23 protein-coding genes and 5 pseudogenes are annotated in these 19,240 nt (G+C 69.0%); 8 read left to right on the forward strand and 20 right to left on the reverse strand.

What is annotated here, in order from left to right; all coding sequences use genetic code 11:
• Positions 1-77: 77 nt before the first annotated feature.
• From ACLJWH_RS38200 to ACLJWH_RS38215, 4 genes and pseudogenes are all read right to left on the reverse strand, one after another.
• Positions 78-419 carry a hypothetical protein gene (locus ACLJWH_RS38200; protein ID WP_411146413.1) on the reverse strand — a complete coding sequence of 114 codons (342 nt, stop codon included), beginning with the start codon at positions 417-419 and terminating at the stop codon, positions 78-80.
• Positions 416-679, reverse strand: coding sequence for a hypothetical protein (locus ACLJWH_RS38205; RefSeq protein WP_411146414.1), 264 nt, complete (start codon positions 677-679; stop codon positions 416-418). Before ACLJWH_RS38205 ends, ACLJWH_RS38200 begins: the two co-directional genes overlap by 4 nt.
• Positions 680-753: 74 nt before the next feature.
• The gene (locus ACLJWH_RS38210) at positions 754-1,071 is read right to left on the reverse strand and encodes a peptidoglycan-binding protein (RefSeq protein ID WP_411146415.1); all 318 of its coding nucleotides are present in this window, start codon (positions 1,069-1,071) and stop codon (positions 754-756) included.
• A gap of 21 nt (positions 1,072-1,092) precedes the next feature.
• Positions 1,093-1,386: pseudogene (locus ACLJWH_RS38215) on the reverse strand (N-acetylmuramoyl-L-alanine amidase); the annotation flags it as partial.
• A gap of 115 nt (positions 1,387-1,501) precedes the next feature.
• Between ACLJWH_RS38215 and ACLJWH_RS38220 the strand changes: the two are divergent.
• Positions 1,502-3,127 carry an ISL3 family transposase gene (locus ACLJWH_RS38220; RefSeq protein WP_411146416.1) on the forward strand — a complete coding sequence of 542 codons (1,626 nt, stop codon included), beginning with the start codon at positions 1,502-1,504 and terminating at the stop codon, positions 3,125-3,127.
• Positions 3,128-3,245: 118 nt separating this feature from the next.
• Positions 3,246-3,887, forward strand: a complete 642-nt coding sequence (locus ACLJWH_RS38225; protein WP_411146417.1) for a DUF6461 domain-containing protein — start codon at positions 3,246-3,248, stop codon at positions 3,885-3,887.
• Between the two features lie 147 nt (positions 3,888-4,034).
• Here the strand turns inward: ACLJWH_RS38225 and ACLJWH_RS38230 are convergent.
• From ACLJWH_RS38230 to ACLJWH_RS38240, 3 genes and pseudogenes are all read right to left on the reverse strand, one after another.
• Positions 4,035-4,376: pseudogene (locus ACLJWH_RS38230) on the reverse strand (N-acetylmuramoyl-L-alanine amidase); the annotation flags it as partial.
• A 54-nt stretch (positions 4,377-4,430) separates the two neighbouring features.
• Positions 4,431-4,835 (reverse strand): hypothetical protein, encoded by a 405-nt coding sequence (locus ACLJWH_RS38235; protein WP_411146418.1) that lies wholly within the window; start codon positions 4,833-4,835, stop codon positions 4,431-4,433.
• A complete protein-coding gene (locus tag ACLJWH_RS38240; protein WP_411146419.1) occupies positions 4,754-5,578 on the reverse strand; it encodes a hypothetical protein in 825 nt (274 codons plus the stop codon). Before ACLJWH_RS38240 ends, ACLJWH_RS38235 begins: the two co-directional genes overlap by 82 nt.
• A gap of 178 nt (positions 5,579-5,756) precedes the next feature.
• Between ACLJWH_RS38240 and ACLJWH_RS38245 the strand changes: the two genes are divergently transcribed.
• Positions 5,757-5,993: a hypothetical protein gene (locus ACLJWH_RS38245; protein WP_073945300.1), complete on the forward strand. Its 237-nt coding sequence runs from the start codon at positions 5,757-5,759 to the stop codon at positions 5,991-5,993.
• Between the two features lie 17 nt (positions 5,994-6,010).
• Here ACLJWH_RS38245 and ACLJWH_RS38250 read toward each other — a convergent pair.
• Positions 6,011-7,212, reverse strand: a pseudogene (locus tag ACLJWH_RS38250) (IS110 family transposase).
• Positions 7,213-7,470: 258 nt separating this feature from the next.
• Between ACLJWH_RS38250 and ACLJWH_RS38255 the strand changes: the two are divergent.
• Positions 7,471-7,953 carry a winged helix-turn-helix domain-containing protein gene (locus ACLJWH_RS38255; protein WP_411146445.1) on the forward strand — a complete coding sequence of 161 codons (483 nt, stop codon included), beginning with the start codon at positions 7,471-7,473 and terminating at the stop codon, positions 7,951-7,953.
• Positions 7,878-8,381, forward strand: a complete 504-nt coding sequence (locus ACLJWH_RS38260) for a transposase (protein WP_411146420.1) — start codon at positions 7,878-7,880, stop codon at positions 8,379-8,381. Before ACLJWH_RS38255 ends, ACLJWH_RS38260 begins: the two co-directional genes overlap by 76 nt.
• A 243-nt stretch (positions 8,382-8,624) precedes the next feature.
• On the opposite strand, the gene ACLJWH_RS38265 is transcribed toward ACLJWH_RS38260, so the two are convergent.
• The 5 genes from ACLJWH_RS38265 to ACLJWH_RS38285 all read right to left on the reverse strand — a co-directional run bounded on the left by ACLJWH_RS38265 (position 8,625) and on the right by ACLJWH_RS38285 (position 11,416).
• On the reverse strand, positions 8,625-8,981 hold the full coding sequence (locus ACLJWH_RS38265) for an ASCH domain-containing protein (RefSeq protein WP_411146421.1): 357 nt from the start codon (positions 8,979-8,981) through the stop codon (positions 8,625-8,627).
• Positions 8,978-10,090 carry a hypothetical protein gene (locus ACLJWH_RS38270; RefSeq protein ID WP_411146422.1) on the reverse strand — a complete coding sequence of 371 codons (1,113 nt, stop codon included), beginning with the start codon at positions 10,088-10,090 and terminating at the stop codon, positions 8,978-8,980. The genes ACLJWH_RS38265 and ACLJWH_RS38270 overlap by 4 nt, the downstream gene beginning before the upstream one ends.
• A 90-nt stretch (positions 10,091-10,180) precedes the next feature.
• Entirely contained in the window at positions 10,181-10,675 is a 495-nt protein-coding gene (locus tag ACLJWH_RS38275; protein ID WP_411146423.1) for a hypothetical protein, read from the reverse strand.
• On the reverse strand, positions 10,669-10,941 hold the full coding sequence (locus ACLJWH_RS38280; protein WP_411146424.1) for a hypothetical protein: 273 nt from the start codon (positions 10,939-10,941) through the stop codon (positions 10,669-10,671). The genes ACLJWH_RS38275 and ACLJWH_RS38280 overlap by 7 nt, the downstream gene beginning before the upstream one ends.
• A 4-nt stretch (positions 10,942-10,945) precedes the next feature.
• Positions 10,946-11,416, reverse strand: coding sequence for a DUF6415 family natural product biosynthesis protein (locus tag ACLJWH_RS38285; protein WP_411146425.1), 471 nt, complete (start codon positions 11,414-11,416; stop codon positions 10,946-10,948).
• 142 nt (positions 11,417-11,558) lie between these two features.
• Here ACLJWH_RS38285 and ACLJWH_RS38290 point away from each other — a divergent pair, with 142 nt between their 5' ends.
• The 3 genes from ACLJWH_RS38290 to ACLJWH_RS38300 are packed head-to-tail and all read left to right on the forward strand — an operon-like array spanning position 11,559 to position 12,905.
• Positions 11,559-12,434 (forward strand): helix-turn-helix domain-containing protein, encoded by an 876-nt coding sequence (locus ACLJWH_RS38290; protein WP_411146426.1) that lies wholly within the window; start codon positions 11,559-11,561, stop codon positions 12,432-12,434.
• A gap of 1 nt (position 12,435) precedes the next feature.
• A complete protein-coding gene (locus ACLJWH_RS38295) occupies positions 12,436-12,663 on the forward strand; it encodes a DUF397 domain-containing protein (protein WP_411146427.1) in 228 nt (75 codons plus the stop codon).
• Positions 12,663-12,905: a DUF397 domain-containing protein gene (locus ACLJWH_RS38300; RefSeq protein ID WP_411146428.1), complete on the forward strand. Its 243-nt coding sequence runs from the start codon at positions 12,663-12,665 to the stop codon at positions 12,903-12,905. Before ACLJWH_RS38295 ends, ACLJWH_RS38300 begins: the two co-directional genes overlap by 1 nt.
• 63 nt (positions 12,906-12,968) lie before the next feature.
• On the opposite strand, the pseudogene ACLJWH_RS38305 reads toward ACLJWH_RS38300, so the two are convergent.
• The 7 genes and pseudogenes from ACLJWH_RS38305 to ACLJWH_RS38335 form a co-directional block, all read right to left on the reverse strand.
• Positions 12,969-13,219, reverse strand: a pseudogene (locus tag ACLJWH_RS38305) (hypothetical protein).
• Entirely contained in the window at positions 13,216-13,461 is a 246-nt protein-coding gene (locus ACLJWH_RS38310) for a hypothetical protein (RefSeq protein ID WP_411146429.1), read from the reverse strand. Before ACLJWH_RS38310 ends, ACLJWH_RS38305 begins: the two are co-directional and overlap by 4 nt.
• A gap of 47 nt (positions 13,462-13,508) precedes the next feature.
• Positions 13,509-14,078 (reverse strand): annotated as a pseudogene (locus tag ACLJWH_RS38315) (peptidoglycan-binding protein); the annotation flags it as partial.
• Positions 14,079-14,513: 435 nt separating this feature from the next.
• Entirely contained in the window at positions 14,514-14,789 is a 276-nt protein-coding gene (locus tag ACLJWH_RS38320; protein WP_411146430.1) for a hypothetical protein, read from the reverse strand.
• A 284-nt stretch (positions 14,790-15,073) separates the two neighbouring features.
• Positions 15,074-15,559, reverse strand: a complete 486-nt coding sequence (locus tag ACLJWH_RS38325; protein WP_411146431.1) for a TnsA-like heteromeric transposase endonuclease subunit — start codon at positions 15,557-15,559, stop codon at positions 15,074-15,076.
• Positions 15,560-15,838: 279 nt separating this feature from the next.
• The gene (locus ACLJWH_RS38330; RefSeq protein ID WP_411146432.1) at positions 15,839-16,810 is read right to left on the reverse strand and encodes an NlpC/P60 family protein; all 972 of its coding nucleotides are present in this window, start codon (positions 16,808-16,810) and stop codon (positions 15,839-15,841) included.
• Positions 16,807-19,224, reverse strand: coding sequence for a hypothetical protein (locus ACLJWH_RS38335; protein WP_411146433.1), 2,418 nt, complete (start codon positions 19,222-19,224; stop codon positions 16,807-16,809). Before ACLJWH_RS38335 ends, ACLJWH_RS38330 begins: the two co-directional genes overlap by 4 nt.
• Positions 19,225-19,240 lie beyond the last annotated feature (16 nt).

Raw genomic sequence — 19,240 nt, forward strand, 5'->3', positions numbered from 1 at the left:
GGCCCCCTCGCGTTGCAACGCAAAGAGCGCCCCCTGCTCCCCGGCACAAGGCCGGGGAGCCGGGGGCGCAGTGCGTTCTACGAGTCGTCGCTGTTGATGATCTGCCGGGTGCGCTCGTCGACTCGATCGACGGCGTCGCGCAGGCTGCTGCCGCTGTTGGGGTGCAGCTCGTGCTCGACGCGGGCGAGGCGGTTCTCGATGGCGCCGAGTCGGCTCATGACGCCTGGGCGGCCGGGCACGCCGGGGCGCGGGTGAGTGCCCTGCCAGTCGTCGACGAAGTCCTCGACCTTTCCGCCGATACGGCGGAACGACCGGGTCGCGCGCCACGCGAGGGCGAGGGCGCCGGAGATTGCGACGACGGCGCCGGACCAGAGCACAAGGGCGTCGATCGGGTCAACGCCGGTCGTCGCTGTGGTCACTTGGTGCTGTCATCCTTCCGGTACAGGGCGCGCAGCTTGTCGTCGCTGTTCGGCTCGGCTCGCAGCCACGCGGGCAGCAGGTGCTCGACGACGGGCAGTGCCATCACGCGAGTGAGTCCACCGGCGACGGCGAGGGCGACACCTACGCCGGCCGCGGTCTGCGGGATGCCGGCGGCGTCGATGATCAGGGGGAGTCCGGCGGCGAGGCCGAGCACGGTCTGCACGATAGTGCGGACGGTCCGGCGGGCGGCGTCGGTCATGGGGCGGTACCTCTTTCCACAGGATGGGGACAGGGGCGCCCGCCCGCGGGCGCGGGCGGGCGCGGCGGACGGGGTCAGGCCTTGGGGACCTTGAGCGCATCCCACTGCCGGCGCCCGGGCCATCCGTCGCAGAACTTCACGTCATCGCCGAGCTTCTTCTGCCACTTCCGGAAGCTGTCACGGTCGGCCGTGGTCCACTGCGGGCCCGGGCCGGACACGTAGGCCGAGCACTCCTCGGCGACGAGGCGCCGGCCCATGGCGGTCACGATGGGCGAGTGCGGATAGCTCTTGAAGAAGTCGACGCCCGGGAACGGCTCGAACTTCGGGGCCGGTACGGGCTTGCCCGGCTTGGTGCCGAGCCGGCGGTCGACGCGCTCGCGCATGGTGGTCATGGAGAAACCGCGCGGGTCGACCTTGGTGTTCGTCCACTCCTTGTGGCCGATGACGCTCGCGGCGTTCCATCCGTGCGCGCGGCAGATCGCCGCGGCGACGCGCTCGATGGCGTCGAGCTGCTCGGCCGGACACGGGTCGGCGCCGTTGCCGAGGTTGACGCACTCGAAGCCGTAGAAGCGGGAATTGCCGTCGACCGCGCCGGACGCCCCCTCGTGGGCGGTGGTCGAGGGCAGTGGCTTTATCGAGCAGTAGTGGGTTCTGGCGCAGATCTTGGGGAGCGGTCGCGGAGGGTGGCCGCAGTGTTCGATTGCGATACACCAATCGGCGTGAGACCGCGTACGCTGTGGTGCCGAACAGCAAGTAGTGACGCTCCGTCAGGTGCCTGTAGGTGTCAGTCGTTCGGGGCCGTGGCCGGTGACGGTGTTGGTCATGCAGGCCGACGCATCGTTCTGGGACTCGCTGGTGTTCGACGGGATCGACGACTTGGTCGTCGAGGCGGTGACGGCCGTTTTCGGCACGGTCGACGTGGTGGCAAGAGGCCGGGCAGCTGGGGCGGCCTGCCCGGACTGCAGTCGCTTCTCGGACCGGGTTCATGACTCCTACCAGCGCAGACTCAGAGATCTCCCGCTCGGTGAGTTCCGCGTCGTGATCCTGCTGACGGTCCGGCGTTTCATCTGTGGCTCAGAGGACTGCCCACGCCGGACGTTCTCCGAGCCGTTTGCACAGTTGACCACCCCGTACGCGCGCTTCACCAGCCGACTCAACCGCGCCTTGGAGCGCATCGGGCTGGCACTGGCCGGACGGGCTGGCTCCCGGCTGGCTGCCCAACTGGGCTTGGACGCAGGGCGGATGACCTTGCTGCGCCGGGTCATGGCGCTGCCTGATCCGCAGTCCAGCACGCCGCGGGTGCTGGGCATCGACGATTTCGCCACCCGGCGCGGACAGTCGTATGCCACTGTGATCACGGACGGCGAACGCCACCACCCGATCGACGTCCTGCCCGGACGTGCAGCGGCACCGCTCGCCGCGTGGCTCACCGCGCACCCCGGCGTCGAGATCATCTGCCGGGACCGGGCAGGCGCCTACGCTGAAGGGGCCCGACTCGGTGCCCCTGACGCTCTCCAGGTCGCCGACCGGTTCCACCTGTGGCAGGGCCTCGGCCGGGCGGTGGAAACCTGCGTCGCCGCCCACCGCGACTGCCTGCGAGCCCAGCCACCAGAACCCAAGCAGTCGCCCGCCGACACACTGTGGAAACCGGCGCGCTCGGGCACCGCCCTGCTGCAGAACGACTCGGACCGCGGTGTCCCGGACCCTTCCGGGCCGCGGGCCCAGCGGAAGAAGGCCGCGCATGCTCAGGTCCACGAGCTGCTCGCACAGGGCCACTCGCGCCGGGCGATCGCCCGACACCTGGGCTGGGGCCTCAACACCGTGCTGCGCTATGCGAGCGCGACCCGTTGGCAGGACACCATCCACGAAGGCCAGCCCCGGCCCAGCCGGCTCGATCCGTACAAGTCCTACCTGGAGCGACGATTCGCCGAAGGGTGCACGAGCGTCACCCGGCTGCACCGTGAACTGCTCGCCGAGAATGCTCCCGTCACCTACGGCATGGTCCGCGCTCATATCGCCACCCTGCGGCCCTCTCCGCCCCAAGCACCGCCTCCACCACCGACAGTGCGGCAGGTGACTGGCTGGCTCACCCGTCATCCCACGTCGTTGAGCGAGGACGACCGCACAGCCTTGAAGGCCGTCCTGGCCCACTGCCCCGAGTTGGACACGGCCGCCGAGCACATCCGCGGCTTCGGCGAGATACTCACCGACCGCCTCGGCGTCACGCTCCCCAGCTGGATCGACACTGCCGAAGCCAGCCAACTGCCCGGCCTCACCGGCTTCGCATGCCACCCGCGCCGAGACCTCGACGCCGTGGCAGCCGGACTCACCCTGGAATGGAGCTCCGGCGGCACCGAGGGCGCCGTGAACCGTATTAAGAAGATCAAGAGACAGCTCTACGGTCGAGCCGGATTCGAACTACTCCGCAAGATGATCCTGCTGCAATAGCCTCCGCGGCAATCAGGCAGCATGAGCCCGGCTCCTCGTCGCGCCACGTGCGGGGCTGGGAACACGGCGGCCCGGCAGGGCCGGCGAGCGGTACCGAAGTGAACGACGGAGGCAAGACATGAAGACAGACGCGGACATCGGTTCGCTCCGCTGGGCGGTGGCCTGGATGTGCGTCACCTTTACCCGCGGCCTGAGCCCAGAGGAAGTCTTCACCCGGTACGGTGCCGACCCGGACCAGGCCCGCCTGCTCGACTGGGACGCGGCCTCGGAGCTGGTCTCGGGCGACTCCGGCGATGGGATGGTCTCCCTGCTGCGGTCCGGAAGGATCGGTGGATGGGCCTTCTGCCTCGAGGAGGAGGGTGGCATCGGCTTTGGGGAGGAATCGCTCGCGGAGTTGTCTCGGGGCACTGAGACGTACAGCCTGGCGACGACCGAGGGAATCGACGTCTTCCAGTACTGGCGTGATGGCGAGTGTGTCGAGTACTTCGAGCCTGGCATGGAGCACACTCGGTCCGAACCGTTCGGCCCCTGGTGGGATCGGGTGGGAGCGGCGCTCGCCGCACACGAAGGCGAGGATGCCGGGATGGCGCCTGCGGTGGCCCTCGTACTGGACCACCTCGGCATCGCCCTGGACGATGCCACCCTCGCCAGGCCCTGGCCCAGCTTGACGCTCGCCGGGGACGACGCGCCGTCCGAGCCACTGGGCGCCACCTATGCGGGCGAGGGACCGGTTCCGCCCGGGACCGTCGAGATCTTGTAAGACCCCGCAGCGGTCCGATCACGACGCTTGGGTTTTAGGATCGACGATCCTAAAACCCAAGCGGCCAGTGGTCACCCTGCGCGTGCGCTCCCCAAGATCTGTGCCAGAACCCCCTAGACATCAACGAAGCCAAGGGCAGTGACCGCGCTCGCCGATCACGGCGCGCAGTACCGACGGATCGCCGCCGCCGGCGTGGTTGGCGCGGCCGGCAGAGATCAGATAGACGGTTCCGTCCTTGGCGATCACGCCGTGGCACAGGGGCCCGGGGAGGCTGGCGTATCCGTCGTGGCACATGCGCACCGAACCATCGGTGCCGCTGCTCGCGGTGTGGTGGATCATCGCGCCGTTGATCGGGCCCCATGCGCCATGGCTGGCGCGGCTGTGGGTGCGCCAAGATCCGTACTCGACGACCGTCGCGCCCTCGGCGCGGAGTGTGGCGAGCAGGCGATCGGGGGTGAGGGGGTTGCCATAGGGGATGTCTCCAGACATGAAAAAGCGCCCCGGCGCGGTCCGCGGGGCGTACGGGAAGGGGGCGGGAGTTGGTCAGCCGAGGGGGGCCCAGTAGCAGGTCTGGCTATCGGCCATGCCGGCGAGCGTGAGCGTGGTCGGCAGGGTGGTGAGGGTCGTCGAGGTGGTCTGTAGCCAGCGGTGAACGCCGTTGACGTCCGCGGCCTTGGCGCCGCTCGTTGTCGAGCTGGGGCCCCAGTTGGTTGCGGCGATGTACGGCACGGTCGTCCCGGTGCCCTTGATCAGGATGGCCACGTAATAGCTGCCGGCGGCGAGGCTGACGGAGGTGGAGAGGTCGAACACAGCCATCTGTCCGCCGGCATTGTGCGTCTCGGGCAGCGCCGCCGTGATGTTCGCAGTCAAGGCGACGCGGGCGAGGTTCTTGTCGTAGATGCCGAGGTAGGCGGCCGTAACGGTCGCGTTGGGCTTGTCGTAGCCCATGACGTGAATGGCCGCTTTGGTGATTGTTGCCGCGGTTCGGAGGGGGACGCCGACGAGGTACAGGCGGCCCGCCTCCGAGGGCATGTCGCCGGGGTGCGGGATGTGGCGCCGAGGTCGTACGCCCACGCGGCGAGACCGTAGTCGTCGGGCATCCACGAGCCGGGCAGCGCGGGCGCGCCGGCGGCCGGGAGCTGCGCGGCGGGTACGTGGCCGGTGGCGTCGAGCTGGGCGACGCCACCCGCGGCGCCCGCGGCGGAGGCCGGGATCGCGCCGACGTCCGCGGCGTCGAGGCGGACCTCGGCAGCGGAGTGGCCGTTGACGGACTGGACCAGGCCGTCGGTACCCGGCGCGCCGTCGGCGCCGGGCGGTCCGGTCTCGCCGTGTTCGCCCCGCAGTCCCTGCTCGCCGCGCGGTCCCGGCGGGCCGATCAGGGAGTCGAGCCAGTCGGCGACGGTGCCCTCGAACCCGGCGGCGAGGGCCACCTCGTACGCGGAGTCACCGCGTACAGCAACGTAGTTGGGCTTGCTCGGATCCGTCGGCGCGATGTCGGCGAGATCCACCGCGGGCGCCTCGGCCGGCAGCAGGATCTGATACGAGCGGCCTGCGGGGATGCCTGACAGGGCCTCGGTCACGGTGTATGACCAGCCGTCGGGGATCATCTCGGGCGCGTCGGTGGCGGGCAGGGTCGCGCTGATCTGGCCCTGTGCGTCGAGCGGTGCGACGACCGGGCCGCCGAGGATCACGTCGGCTGCCGGGAAGGTCAGTTGGGCCGGCGCGCGGAAGGTGACGGACCCGGACAGGGGCCGGCCGTCGGGGGAGAGGTAGCGGCCGGTGACGGTAACGTGCCCCTATGTGTTTGGTCAAGGTCGAGGGCCAGTAGGTTCGTGTGGTCGAGGACGGGGTCGAGCCGTAGGGGTGTGCATGGGTGATAGCCAGGTCACGATCAAGCTCACGAGTGACGAGGCGCTGGTTTTGTCGGACTGGCTGGAGAAGTTGCAGATGACGGACCTGAGCCGGGTTGTCGACGATCCGGCGGTCTGGGCGCCGATCCATCGCATCGCCGGGACGCTGGACAAGTCACTTGCTGGGCTGTTCGCGCCTGACTATGACCAGCGGCTTGAGGCCGCTCGCCGACGGCTTCGGCCGGAGGAGGACTGACCGGTGAGTCCGAACCGTCACCTGGCCCCTGCGGGTTGGGGTTCGTAGAAGGTTCCGTCGCGGAGCATCGCGAAGAGGACGTCGGCCCGGCGCCGGGCGAGACAGAGCAGGGCCTGGGTGTGGTGCTTGCCTTGGGCGATCTTCTTGTCGTAGTAGGCCCGCGAGGCCGGGTCGCCCAGTGCGGCGAACGCGGAGAGGAAGAAAGCCCGTTTGAGCTGCTTGTTTCCTCTCCGGGAGGGCTGTTCGCCGCGGATCGATGAGCCCGAGCTCCGGGTCGCGGGTGCGAGTCCTGCGTAGGCGGCGAGGTGGCCGGCGGTCGGGAAGGTGCTGCCGTCGCCGACCTCGATCAGGATCCGGGCTCCGGTCCTGACGCCGACTCCCGGCATCGAGGTCAGAACCTTCGAAAGAGGGTGGCCCTCCAGCAGTTCCTCGATCCGCCCGGCCAGCAGTTTCCGCTGGTCGAGCACGGCCGTCAGCGAAGCGGCCAGACTGGGGACGATCAGCGCGGCCGCCTCCGTACCCGGGACCGTCAGGTCTGCTCGTCCAGCGCGGCGAATATCTCCTCGACCAGCCGCTCGGCCATCCTCGGCGCCTTCGGCCGCAGCAGGGTGACCAGCCGCCGACGTCCCGCCTTGCGGATCTGAGCCGGTGACCCGAACCGTTCCAGCAGCGTGAGGACGGCCGGGTGCTGCAACCGCGGCCCCAGCACCCGTTCCAGCGACGGATGGATCTGCGTCAACAGGCCGTGCAGCCGGTTGGCGACCCGGGTCGCCTCCCCGGCCAGGTCGTCGTCGAACCCGACGATCATCTCCAGCTCGGCGATCGTCTCGTCCTCGCCGTCGATCGCCCGCAGCGTGTGGGGCATCGCGCGGGCCGCGTCCGCGATGATGAACGCGTCCTTCGCGTCCGTTTTGGCCTCACCGGGGTAGAGGTCGGCGATCCGCCGCATCGTCAGGCCCGGCAGATAGGCGACCGGGCAGCCCATGTCCCTGGCGACCGCCAGCGGCAGGGCGCCGATCGAGGCCGGCTGGTCGACCACGACCAGCACCGTTCCGTGCTTGGCCTTCAGTTTCGCGAACAGCTCGCGGAGCTTGGGTTCGGTGTTGGGCAGCTGCTTGTCGAACGCCTTCTTCCCGGCCGGGGTGACGGCGGTGGCGTGGTGTTCGCCCTTGCCGACGTCCAGGCCGAGGAAGACGTCGATGTCGCCGGTGTCGATCACGTGCAGGCCCCTCCATCACGCTTTCGTCCGGCCTTGCCAGGGCACCGAGCTGCCACATCCACGTTACGGAGAGCTCTTCCGGCTCGGGTGAAGCCGGTGCTCAAGCCCCTCATCAGCGGTCCGTCGATGCCTCCGGGCCCGGTGACACCACCCCCCGGATCATCAACAACAAGGGGGGCAAGTCATGCCGGACCCGAAGGCCGGAGGCCCCATTGCGGAGCCGCGAAAAAGGTAACGGGGGGGGCCGTGCGGGAGCGGATTCGGCTGGAGGCGGTCGGTCGCTTCGAGGGCGGGGAGAAGGGCAGGGAGATTGCTGCCGCGCTTCGGGTGAGCGAGCGGTCGGTGGAACGCTGGCGCCGCCAGTGGAAGGAGCGTGGACCAGACGGCGTCCGGTCTCAGGGGTCACCAGGGCGCCCGAGGCTGAGTGAGGCTCAAATGGTTCGGCTTGAGCGGGAGTTGGAGCGTGGGCCGCTGGTCCGTGGCTGGGAGGATCAGCGGTGGACGCTGGCTCGGGTGAAGGCGTTGATCGGCAGGTTGTTCCACGTCAGCTACACGGTCGAGGGCACGTGGCGGCTGCTCAAACGCCATGGCTGGTCGTGGCAGCAGCCGGCGCGCCGGGCGATCGAGCGTGACGACGAGGCGGTCGAGCTGTGGAAGAAGGAGGTGTGGCCGCGGGTAAAAGCACCGAGGCGGCCCGCGGGGCCTGGATCGTCTGCGAGGACGAGGCCAGTCAGTCGCTGAAGCCGCCACGGGCCAGGACCTGGGGCCGGATCGGCCGGGCACCGGTGATCACAGTGCGCGGTCGGGGCTCCGGACGCGTCTCCATGGCCGGGATGACCTGCTTCAGGGCCGGCGAGCGTTCACGGCTGATCTACAGATTCCGCGTCCATCGGGGTCGCAAGGGGGAGCCCAAGGGCTTCACCTGGCAGGACTACCGCGACCTGATCGTGCGGGCACACATCCAACTCGGTGGCCCCATCGTCCTCGTCTGGGACAACCTGCGTACTCACCTGATGCCGCAGATGAAGGAGTTCATCGCGGCGAGCAAGGACTGGCTGACGGTCTTCCACTTCCCTGCCTACGCACCTGACCTCAACCCGCAGGAAGGCGTCTGGTCCCTGGTGAAACGGACGATCGGCAACCTCGCCGCTGCGAACTGCCATGAGTAGGCGATGGCTTCCTCCTCTTGAAGCTCGACCAGGTCGGCCGCTGTGCGGAACAGGTACCGGAAGTCGAAGTGCTGGTGTGCGTCTTCGCCCTTGTCAGGGTTGGCGCGGATCGGGTGCACATCGATGTGAAGCAGTACCCGGCTTTCCGGCTCGACCTGGTACCCCGGCATCTGTGGTCATGGTGCCGGGGTCGCGTGTGTTGCGAACCGCGCCGCCTCTCGGGGGAGCGGGGCGGCGTGGCCGTCAGGGGGCGAGTAGTTCGATCTTGATCGCGAGGGCGCCGAGCGCTTCTTTCTCGGGCCCGTAGATATTCCGGATGTTGGCGAGCTGCTGCTCGCGGCTCGATGTTGGGTTGATGCTGCTCGGCCCCTCACCGTCGAGCAGGGCCTCGAAGGTCGGGTACTCCGCCACCCGCTTCACGCGGACATCGCACGTCTCGTTGGTGTCCTTGATCCGGAAGCGGATCACGTCGCCCGCGGCGAGGCCGGCGAGTTGCGGGTACTTGACCCGGACCTCGATGGACTTCTCGCCGGCGGCGACGAGGTCGAAGTATCGGCGGTAGAGGTTCAGCTCGTAGAGGCGAGCGGCGGTTTCCGTCATGGGGCGGGAACGCTCCTAGCGTGTGGTGCGGTCATCATGCGGCCGATCTCGGCAGCCGAGTACGAGCGGAAGAAGTGGCGGGGGTCGGACAGCACGACCTCAACCATGCCGAGCAGGCCGTCGATGTACTCGGGCAGCGAACTGGGCCAGTCTCGGGTGTCGAGCATCCAAGGGGTGGCGCCGTCCGGCAAGGGTGTGCGCCCCTCTCGAATGAGGGACTTGGACAGTTTCGCTCCCGTGTCCGTGACGATCTGAGGGCAGAACAGGCGGGCCGGCAACTGCCTCGCGGCAAGGCCGACGGCCTGTAGTGCGTTGTCGACCAGCTGAGAGCCGAATACCCAGTCGCCGCCTTTGACCATTACGTACAGAGTGCCGTGCGTGCCGGCTGCGGCGAGTTCTTTGACGAGATTCCGGTAGAGCGTGGCGAGGTCCAAGTATCCGCCGTTGGTCGGCTCGATGGTGACCTCGTACTCGCCGTGATGGAGGCAGACGGCCGTAACGGTCGCGCGGTCCGCGCTGTGGCTTTGAACTACGGTGCGTTCGGCGTACTTCTCCGCCCATCCGCAGCCGGACTGCGGGCAGGGAACGCGGAGGTGCGCCACGCCCGATGAGGGCGCGAGCCACCAACGGGCGGCGTCCATGCGCGGTAGGACGCGTAGCCACGTACGGCGGAAGCGCTCGGCGGCCTGCTGCTGGCTGTAGGTCTCGACGGTGTACGGCACGTGCAGCCGCTCAGACAGCGCGGTGAACAGGGGGCGGTACAGGTTGTCGATCTGGTCAGCGATGCCCTGCTCGCCGAGGGCGTGCGCGTAAGTGCGCTGGTAGTGGTGGCCCGTCTTGTGGTCGGTGACGACGGCGTACGGCGCGTTGTCGAGGGCGCTGAACAGCACCTCGACGGGCAGCCCGAAGCGGTCACGGAGTCGGGCTGCGGTGGCGAACGTGAGGGACTGCACCAGAGACGTACCGACGTGGGGTGTTCCGTTGATCTGCGTACCCACCACGAACACGATTCGATCGGGCACGGTGGTGAGGATTTGGGGTGTGAGTACGTCTTCAGCGTGCGATAACGCGTTGGCGAGCACGGTGTTCGGTGATACCGGGTAGGTCATCTGTCTTCCCCTCGTTGGCGGGCAGGACTGCGACATGCCGAGGTGATGCGGTTTTGCCAGTGGGCTGCGGTCGTACGGCGGGGGCGGGGGTCACGGGGCGGCGCGCCGGTGGCGCCCTGCCCCCGCCGGGGAGGGAGATTGGCACCCGGCGGGGGCAGGGGTCTGTGGTGAGCGGCGGTCTGCCGGCAGGGGGTATGCCGTGATGGAGTACCGCGCGTCGTAGTCGATGACGCTGAGCAGGAAGGCGTCGCCGGCGGCGAGGGCGCGTAGTGATCGCTCGTACTCGGTGGCGTCGCGGGCCCATGCGCGGAGGTCGCCGGCAGGGTGCGGGGCGGCGGCCGCGACCAGGAGCAGGGGCGCATCTTGAATCTGAGGGGCGGCCGGGGTGGGGTCGAGTAGGTCGGCGAGGTGCTCGGCCTGGCTCCACAGCCAGCGCGCGGCGAGGCGTGGTGTGCCGGCCCGGTAGGTGGCGAGGATGACCGAGCGGGCGCCTCTGCCGAGGGCTGTGGCGGTCGTCTCGCAGCGGAAGGCGAGAGCAGGCTTCGTTGTGGTGCGCCTAGTGGCTGGTGTGGCGAGACTCAGCATGCGCGGTCACCCGCGTGGGGCCGGGGGCGGCGCTGCGGCGCATTCAGCCGGCCGCGCGCGGGGGCGAGCGTGCGCGTGATCTTGACCCGCGCCCCGCCGCCGAGGACGTACGCGTTGCCATCGGCGAACTGGAACCGGCGGCGGCCTCCGACGAGGATCGCGCGCACGTCGACGACGCGGTGCGGGTTACCGCCAACGTCGATGATGTCGCCGATGCGGACTTCGCTGCCGAGGATGGTGAGCACGCGGGCGGTCGTGGTCGTCATGGTCTCACCGGGGTTCCGCGGCGCGGTGCTGCTCCAGCAGCCATTGGCAGTCGCGGGCGAGTTGCGTGACCTGGACGTGCGCGGCCAACGTGCCTTCACCGAGACCTTGTTTGGCCTGTTGCTCAATCGCCTCGATGCGGCTGCGGAGCAGGTACCCGGCGGTGCTGTGGGGGCGCAGGCGCTCGGCCGCGGCACGGAGGCACGGAAGGAGCAGAGCGATGTGCCCGCAGAGCTGCCTTTCGAGGTTGGCGAGCGCGGCCATGGTCAGGGGCACGGTACGCAGCCCCCGCGCCTCGTCGATCGTGCGCTGAATGCTGGCGAGGTCCGTGGGGAGGCGGCTGTTTGGGGCCTCGTTGACGCTGCGCCTATCGATCGGGGTTACCGGGGGGGATGTCGTATCGCTCATCGCTTGCACCTCCAGCATCGCGAGCGTGCGGCTGCAACGACCCTGCGTCGACGCGTAGTTGGCGGACACGCTCAACAGCTCGTGCCATGTTGCGGGCCGCTACATCACTCCGTCAAGCGCCTGTTTGGCAGATTGCCAAACAGGCGCGTGGCTTGGTGGGGATGCCGCGCTACGCTCGACGGAACAAGATGACGGAGGAGAGGGAGGGCGCATGGCTGTTGTCAGCAGCGGGAGTCCGCTCACCGCAAGACGGAAACTCGGAGCTGAGCTGCGAATACTGCGTGACCGAGCAGGGCTCACGACTGAGGAGGTCGGTGCACACCTCAACTGTCACAACTCCAAGGTGAGCCGCATCGAACTCGCCAAACGCATGTGCACCCGCAAGGACTTCGCAGGATTGATGGAGCTGTACGAGGTTGACGACGAGAAGCGCGCGGAACTCACGGACCTGATGACGCGGGCCATGCAACGCATCCCGCCGTGGTGGCAGGCATACGCCGACGTGATCTCAGCCAACTACGCTGAGTTCCTGGCATACGAGGCCGAGGCGTCGCGCTGCTGTGAGTACCAGCCGCTTCTGATTCCTGGCCTGTTGCAGACAGCCGACTACGCGCACGCCGTTACTGGCGTCAGCTTCACAGCACTCGGCCCCGACCAGGTTGAAAGCCTCGTTGAGGTCCGGATGCGGCGGCAGGAGCGGCTACGCGAGGGTGACCCCATAGTTCTTGAGGCTGTGGTAACCGAAGCAGCCCTACACCTGCGCGTCGGCGGCACCGAGGTCATGCGCGGACAGCTTCGGCATCTGCGACAGGTCGCCACCGACAACGACAACGTGACGTTCCGTGTCCTCCCCTTCGAAGCAGGGGAGAAAGCGGCCAGCACGGGAGCGTTCACGCTCTTCGGTATCGGGCAAGATAGTGCTACCGACGTGGCTTTCACCGAGTCCGCCGACAACACGACGAACTTCCGTGACGATCCGCTCGCACTACGACGCATGAGCCGCCTGTTCCAAAGCTTGTCAGCCGCTGCGCTGTCGGAGGAAGATAGCGCCGAGCTGGTCGAACGTATCGAGAAAGAGTTGGTTTGAGATGAACGAGCTGGCCGGCCTGTACGCGGTCGACCTTGTCGGCGCCGTGTGGCGCAAGAGCTCCTACACGGCCGGCAACGGCAACTGCGTCGAGGTCGCTGGCATCCCTGGTGACGCTGGCATCGCCGTGCGTGACTCTAAGAACGTGGACATCCCCGCTGCACGTGTCTCCCGTCAAGCGTGGTCCGCCTTCCTGGGAGCCGTCGACAAGGACACCCTGACCTCCTGATGACATACGCCCATGAGAAAGCGGAGCTGTACGCGCTGGATCTAACCGGGGTGACGTGGCTTAGCGCGCCGGGGAGTGACATGGCCGATCGCCTGGAGGTTGCCAAGCTACCCGGCGGTGCCGTCGCGATGCGCAATCCCGCGGATCCACGCGGAACGGTCCTGAGGTACACCGCTGCTGAGTGGCAAGCCTTCACCCTAGGTGTGCGCGACGGCGAGTTCGACCTGTCGTCGGACGTCTGAAGCACTGGGGAAATAGCAGAATGCGCCCCGCCTCGGCGTAGAGCCGGGGCGGGGGCGTGGTGTTCAGTGGGCGGCGGTGGCCTGCCAGAGGGCGAGCGCGGCGAGGCTGACCAGGGCGGCGAGACTAGGCAGGGGCATCGTCCGCGCTCGACTGCGTCGAGGCGGGTGTCGAGGTCAGCGAGTTGTCTGTCGGTCTGGTCGGATCGCTGTACGAGTAGGGCGAGGGCGCCGTCGACGAGGGTGAACGCAGCCTCGACGGTCCCGCGAAGCCGTTCCAGTTCGAGGGCGACAGCGGACGCGTCGGGATCGGTCACGCGCTACCGGCCCCGTCCTCGGGCCGGGCTGGCGGCATGGTGCGCAGCCATCCGGGCATGAGGGCCTGGACGCCGGGCAGGGCCATCACGCGGGCGAGGCCGCCGGCGACGGCGAGCGGTCCGGCGACCCACGGCAGCGAGGCCGGAATGCCGGAGGCGTCGACGATGGCGGCCAGCATCACGGTGATACCGAGGGCGGTCTGCACGATCGTGCGGGCGGTGTGCTTGGCGGCGTTGGTCATGGTCAGTTCCTCATTTCATGAAGGTGGGGACGACAGCGGAGGGGGCATCAGGCGCGCGGGACCTTCAGCGCGGCCCAGGACTTCGCGCCGGGGATGCCGTCGGCGTCGCGGCCCGTGTAGCCGAGCTTCTTCTGCCACTTCGCGTAGCTCGCGCGGTCCGCGTCGCTCCAGCCCGGGCCCGGCCCGACCTTGTAGGCCGAGCACCCCTCGGCGATCAGGCGGCGGCCCATGGCGGTGATCAGCGCGGAGTGCCGGCCGGTCTTGAAGAGGCTCACGCCCGGGAACGGCGCGTACGCCGGCTTCGGCTTGGGCTTGCTGGCCGGGGCGGACGATCCCGCCCACTTGCGCAGCGCAGCCCGGTCGGCGAACTGGCCGAGGTTCGTGTCGAGGGGCCGGTCGGTGTACTGGTGGAAGGTCCACGCGGCCTTGATCCGCGGGGCGCCCGCGGTGACGTAGTCCGCGATCCACAGGGCGTCGCCGACGTTGCTGGTGGTGTCCCGGGTGAGCCAATAGGACTGGTTGCAGTACAGGACGACGCGGTGCGTAGCGCCGCGCAGGCGCTTGACCTCGGTGAGGAACGCGTCCTTCTGCGCGCAGCTCACGCTTGGGTCCTCCCAACAGCTGGGCCTTCACCCACCGGCAGGTCACCGGCTCCATGGCGAAGACGTCCAGGTCCTGGGTGTCCAGGATCAGATACTCACCCGGTCGCACCGCCCGCAGTCGCCCGTAGGTCCCCGCCGGACGGTCCGCGATCGACCGGCGTCCCTTCGCCGACCCCGACACCGCGTTCGTCCCCCGGCTCAGCTCCGCGAGCACCGCGGCGTCCCAGCGCGGATCCACCAGCCTTCCGCGGCCCCGGCGCCGCCGGTTGTCCACCAACGCGGCCTCGCCGCCTTCGCAGTAGGCCGCCACCCGGCCCTCCACCGACCGGGCCGTCACCGACAACTCCGAGGCTTTCGCGGCGTACTTGTCCTTCAAGGACAGCCCGTCAGCCAACTCCGGACGCGGCTCACCCGGCTCCGCGGCCCCCGCGTACCCGCTGGTGAACCCGGTCAGCACCTCCCGGACATGCCCCGCGCGGGCCGCCACCTGCTTGCGCTCGGCGCCGACAACCCCGCCAGCACCAAGGCCGGATCACCATCATCCGACTCGGCCTCGCCCAGAGCGCGGGCCCGGACGGCGAACTCGGCCAGCGCGACGCTGCGGTAGGAACCGTCCGCCAGGACATGCACCACCACCGAGCGGCCGTCGAACTCGACCACCCGGACCGCATCCCCGTCCAGCAGCAACGAGGCCCCGACACGAACCGTGAGCGTGCGCGGCGTCACCCGGACGCCCCGCCCGCACCAGGGTGCCGCCGTCCAGCGGACGCGACAGGTCCGCCGCCAGCCGCGCGCATCACAGCAGATGCAACACCGCCGCCCGCACCAGCTCACCATGATGGGCCGGCGACAGCGTCCGCTCCAGATCCAGCATGCTGACCGGCGCGATCGCAGCCTCCATCACCAGCGGCACCAGTTCCGGCGAGATCAGTTCCTGGCCGTCGGTAGCCGGCCAGGAACCGCACGTTCTCCAGCAGCACCGCATCTGTCCCCGACCAGACCTCGAACCCCTAGCCCCGCACCTCGCACAACCAGCGCGTCCAACCGAACTGTGCGCCCACCGCAGGATTTTCGAGCCGAGATGCGGCCTTCACATCCACGACCGTCACCGAGCCGTCCGCGCCACCCAGCAGCAGATCAGGCACATGCCACCGCATCCGCTTGCCGTCGTACCACTCCAGCAGCATCGGCTGTGCCGCGATCGCGACCACGTCCGGATCCTGATCGGCCAGCAGAATCCGGGCCAGCTCCAGACGGCTCTCGTAGACCACATGCCCACCCGCCGTCGACGAGCAGTACCAGCCCGAGTAACTTGCCCGCCCCGCGAACCAGCGCACCTCGCGTACCGTCATCCCCGCCAGCACGTCATCGACCGGCAACCGGTCTAACGACGTGTCGACGAACCGACCGTCGCCACCGCGGTACTGCACCACCACCTCACCCGGCCGTACCGAAGAAAGCCGGTCAGCGACCGCAACATTCGACGACTTACCCATGCCGCGACCATCTCCTCCCCGGCCGGTACGAAACGACGGAAAAACCTGCAAACCGCCCCCAACAGTGGAGGGACGCCAAACACCGGCACCTGTGGGACATTGGTGGGACAGGCTGCCCGAGCCGTGACGCCGAATCGCGTACCGACGGGAAGCCCCCCGAAACCGGCTCCGCCCTGACTGCGGTTCTCAACGCAGCTATCTCACCGATTTTTCGGCCCGCGCAGAGTAGGCGAAGAATCTATGAGAAAGCGAAAAGAAAGATGAGACCCTAAAAGGTTCTCATCCGACGCGTCGGATGTCCCACGCGTAGTTCTCCCAGTACCCGGCCAGACTGATGACCTCGACTGATTTGCCGGGTTTGGGTGCGTCGATCATGCGGTTTCCGCCGGCGTAGATCCCCACGTGGCCCCAATTGTGCTTGTTGAAGACGATGAGGTCGCCCGGCTGCATTTCGTCGCGCGGGACGGACACCCCGACGTGGCGCTGCTCCTGTGAGGTGCGCGGCAACTTCACCTTGTGGCCGGTGCCTTGATAGACGGCGTACGACGTCAGCCCGGAGCAGTCGAAGCCTCCGCCGGACTTCCCGTTGATGGTGCCGCCGCCCCATACATAGGGGACACCGAACTGGGAGTACGCGGCCTGCACGATCGCGTTGGAGCCAACGGGAGCGTTCGAGTCGGGCCCACTGGGCTGCGCGGCCGCGTAGGACTTGGCCTGGGCGAGGACCTTTTCCACGTACCAGTCGGCGTGGTTATAGGAGTAGATCGCCTTGTACACCCCCTTGCTTGTGCCGGCCTTGGCGCCGTTGGCACACAGCATCCGCGCCGCGGCATACACCGCGTCGGTCGCGTCCCAGGGCGTCGGCGGGTTGGCACCGCCGGGCGGGACCGGGTACGCGTACCCCTCGAACGTGGACGGCAGGAACTGCATCGGCCCGACCGCCCCCGCGTACGAGCGCATGGTGGGGTGGCGGGCGTGGTCGGTCTCGACCTTGCCGATGGCGGCGAGCACCGACCAGTCCAGCCCGCGGCAGGCCGCCGGCGCCGCCTGCCGGTAGAGCGCCAGCATCTTCGAGGGGATGTCGCCGACCTGGCCGCCCTGCACCGAGATCTGCGACCCAGCTGCGCCCTGCTCCTCCTGGTGGCCGGCGGCGCCGTTGGCGACAGCGGCGATGAACAGCACCAACACGCCGATCAGCGCGAACGCTGCTGTGCCGAGGCCGACGCCGGTAGCAATGGCGGGCTTCTTCACGAACGCCTCCCGGGCCGTGTGGGCCGAGACGGCAGGGACGGGCGGCGCGGCGGTGCGGGTGAAGTGACGGGCTGATGGGCAGCGGCGGCGCGCGTGCGGATGCGGTGGAGACGCTGCTGCAGACTCGCCTGCTGACTGGACACCGGCGGGGCCAACGGCCGCTGCGGCACCATCTGCGGCCGACGGCTACGCCGCGGCGACGCCGCGGGCGACGGGTTGGGCGACGGGTTGGGCGGCCGGCCCGGCGCACGACGTGCCGCAGGGGAGAGGGGACCGGTGGTCCGGCGAGCCGATCGGCCCGCGGGGCGGGAGGGCAGCGGCGGCAGGCCGCGGCGGGCACGGACGCGGTTGCTGATCCAGCGGCCGCCGATGCCGCGCCAGTACTCGTCGGCGAAGTCCCGCACCTGCGGCTCATACGCACTCCGCGCGGCATCGAGGCGGTCTTTGAGCTGGGTAGCCGCAGTGGTGACCTGGCCGGGTACGGCCTGCATGGCGGCCGCCGTGCGACGTGCAGCCCGCGGCCCGTAAACAGGCAGCCCCACTGTGCTTTTCAACCCGACGCGACCTGCCCGCATGCCGGTTCGGGCTCCAGCATGCACCGTCCGCTCGGCGCCCCGCGCGAGTCTCTCCGCGCCCTTGGCCAGACGCCCGGTAAGCGCACGGGCACTGCCCGCCCGGCCCAGGCCACTGCCGACCGCACCAGCGGTGCCGCCAGTAGCAGCCATCATGCCGAGCATCAGCGCGGCCCCGCCGATCTTGCCTAAGGTGCCGCGCCGCCCGCCACCGCCACCGGAGCCGAGGTCGGACGGGGCGGCCGCGCCGCCGAGTTTGGAGGCGCCGACGCGGGTCTTGAGCCGGGCGGCCATCTGGTGCGACTTACGGATCAGGCGCTTGCGGAAGATGAGCGCGCCCACGCACAGGATGTCGACGGTGACGAAGCGGACGACGATGCCACCCGGAATGTCCTTCGGTGCGGCACTGACGACGGCGGTGACCGCGACGACGAAAACGCCGAGCCCCACCACGAGGCCGACAAGCAGGGCCAGGCCGCGGGCGATCGCGGCGCCGCGCGACCACAGCCAGGCCCGGCCGGGGCCCGGCAGGGTGCCGGCTATCAGCGCGCAGCGCAGCAGCATTGCCTCGACGGCGAGCCACACCTGGGCAGCCAGGTAGCCGCCGGCGAGCCCGATGATCAGCACGCAGACCAACAGCGCCGCCAGGAGCATGAAGAAGGCCCCGGCGAGCTTGTCCACGGAGGCCCTCTTCGCCTCCTTGGCGTTGCCGCTGACGCAGGCCTTCTCGAACTTGGCATCGGGCTTGGTCCCGAAGGTGTCCATGCCCCACTGAGTTGCTTTGTCCTTGACGACGTCCTCGATTTTGCCGCCGATCCCGGGCAAGAGGATGTCCCCGGCGCCCGGCATGTCCTTGATGGCTTTGGCCTGCTTGGCGATCTGCTGGTTGACGAACGCTGTCGCGATGCGGGAGGACGTGAACTGCGACGCGCACTTGTCCTTGGTGTCGTCGGTGAACGTCTGGCCGTAGGTGAGCACCTGTGAGGGCTGCACCACGAACGCGTTGACGAGTTCGTCAGTGATCGGTGTCGTGATGCCGGTAACGGCGTCAGCCGAACGTCCGGTGGGGTCTTCGTCGCCCATGACGATGGCGGCCACGGCGACTCCCAGGTCACGTGCCTTGCCCACCGCGCCGTCGGGGCCGAGAAGGCTCTGGGGCGGTGAGGCGAGGCTGGTGACCGCGAGCGCGGAGACCAGCAGGGACGCGGTGAGTTCGCCCCAGCCGCGGGAGCGGTCACCGAAGAAGAAGTGCCACGCCGCGACGGTGCCACTGAAGGCGAGGAACAGGCCAGGCAGGCCAAGCTGGAGCAGAACGCTGTTGTAGAGGGAGTCCGATACCGCGAGGGCCGGCTTGAGGAGCAGCGAGGCCAGCTTGAAACCGAGGGCCCAGGTCAGCAGCCAGCAGGCGAAGGCCACCAGCCACTTGGTGCACATGAACAGCAGGCTGGTCAGCCACTCCTCGACCTTCAGGTCCCAGTCGGACCACTCACCACTCTCGGAGTCCACCTTGAACGCGCTGACGGGGATGCCGTGCTCATCGGTGACGTGGAAGCTGTCCAGCAGGTCGTCCTTGCCGACGCCCATCCGGTGCAGCTTCTTGCGCAGCGACTCCTTGGCCTCCCGCTGCGCCTTCTTCGCGGCCGCCTTGCCCTGCGCGGTGTCTTCGTAGGCCACGCCCGTACGCCCGTCCGGCGCCAGCTTCTGATCCGCCGATCCGGGCGTCTTGGAGCCGGAGGGGGAAGGCTGCGCGCTGGTCGATACGGAAGGCCTGGGCTCGAGGGCCGCGGCCGCATGCGCTGCCAGCCCCGTGGTGAGAACCACCGCGGCGCACAGCACCAGCACCAGCCGCCACGCACCC

The sequence above is a fragment of the Streptomyces sp. x-80 genome, from assembly GCF_046549095.1.
GTDB classification, from domain to species: Bacteria; Actinomycetota; Actinomycetes; order Streptomycetales; family Streptomycetaceae; genus Streptomyces; species Streptomyces celluloflavus.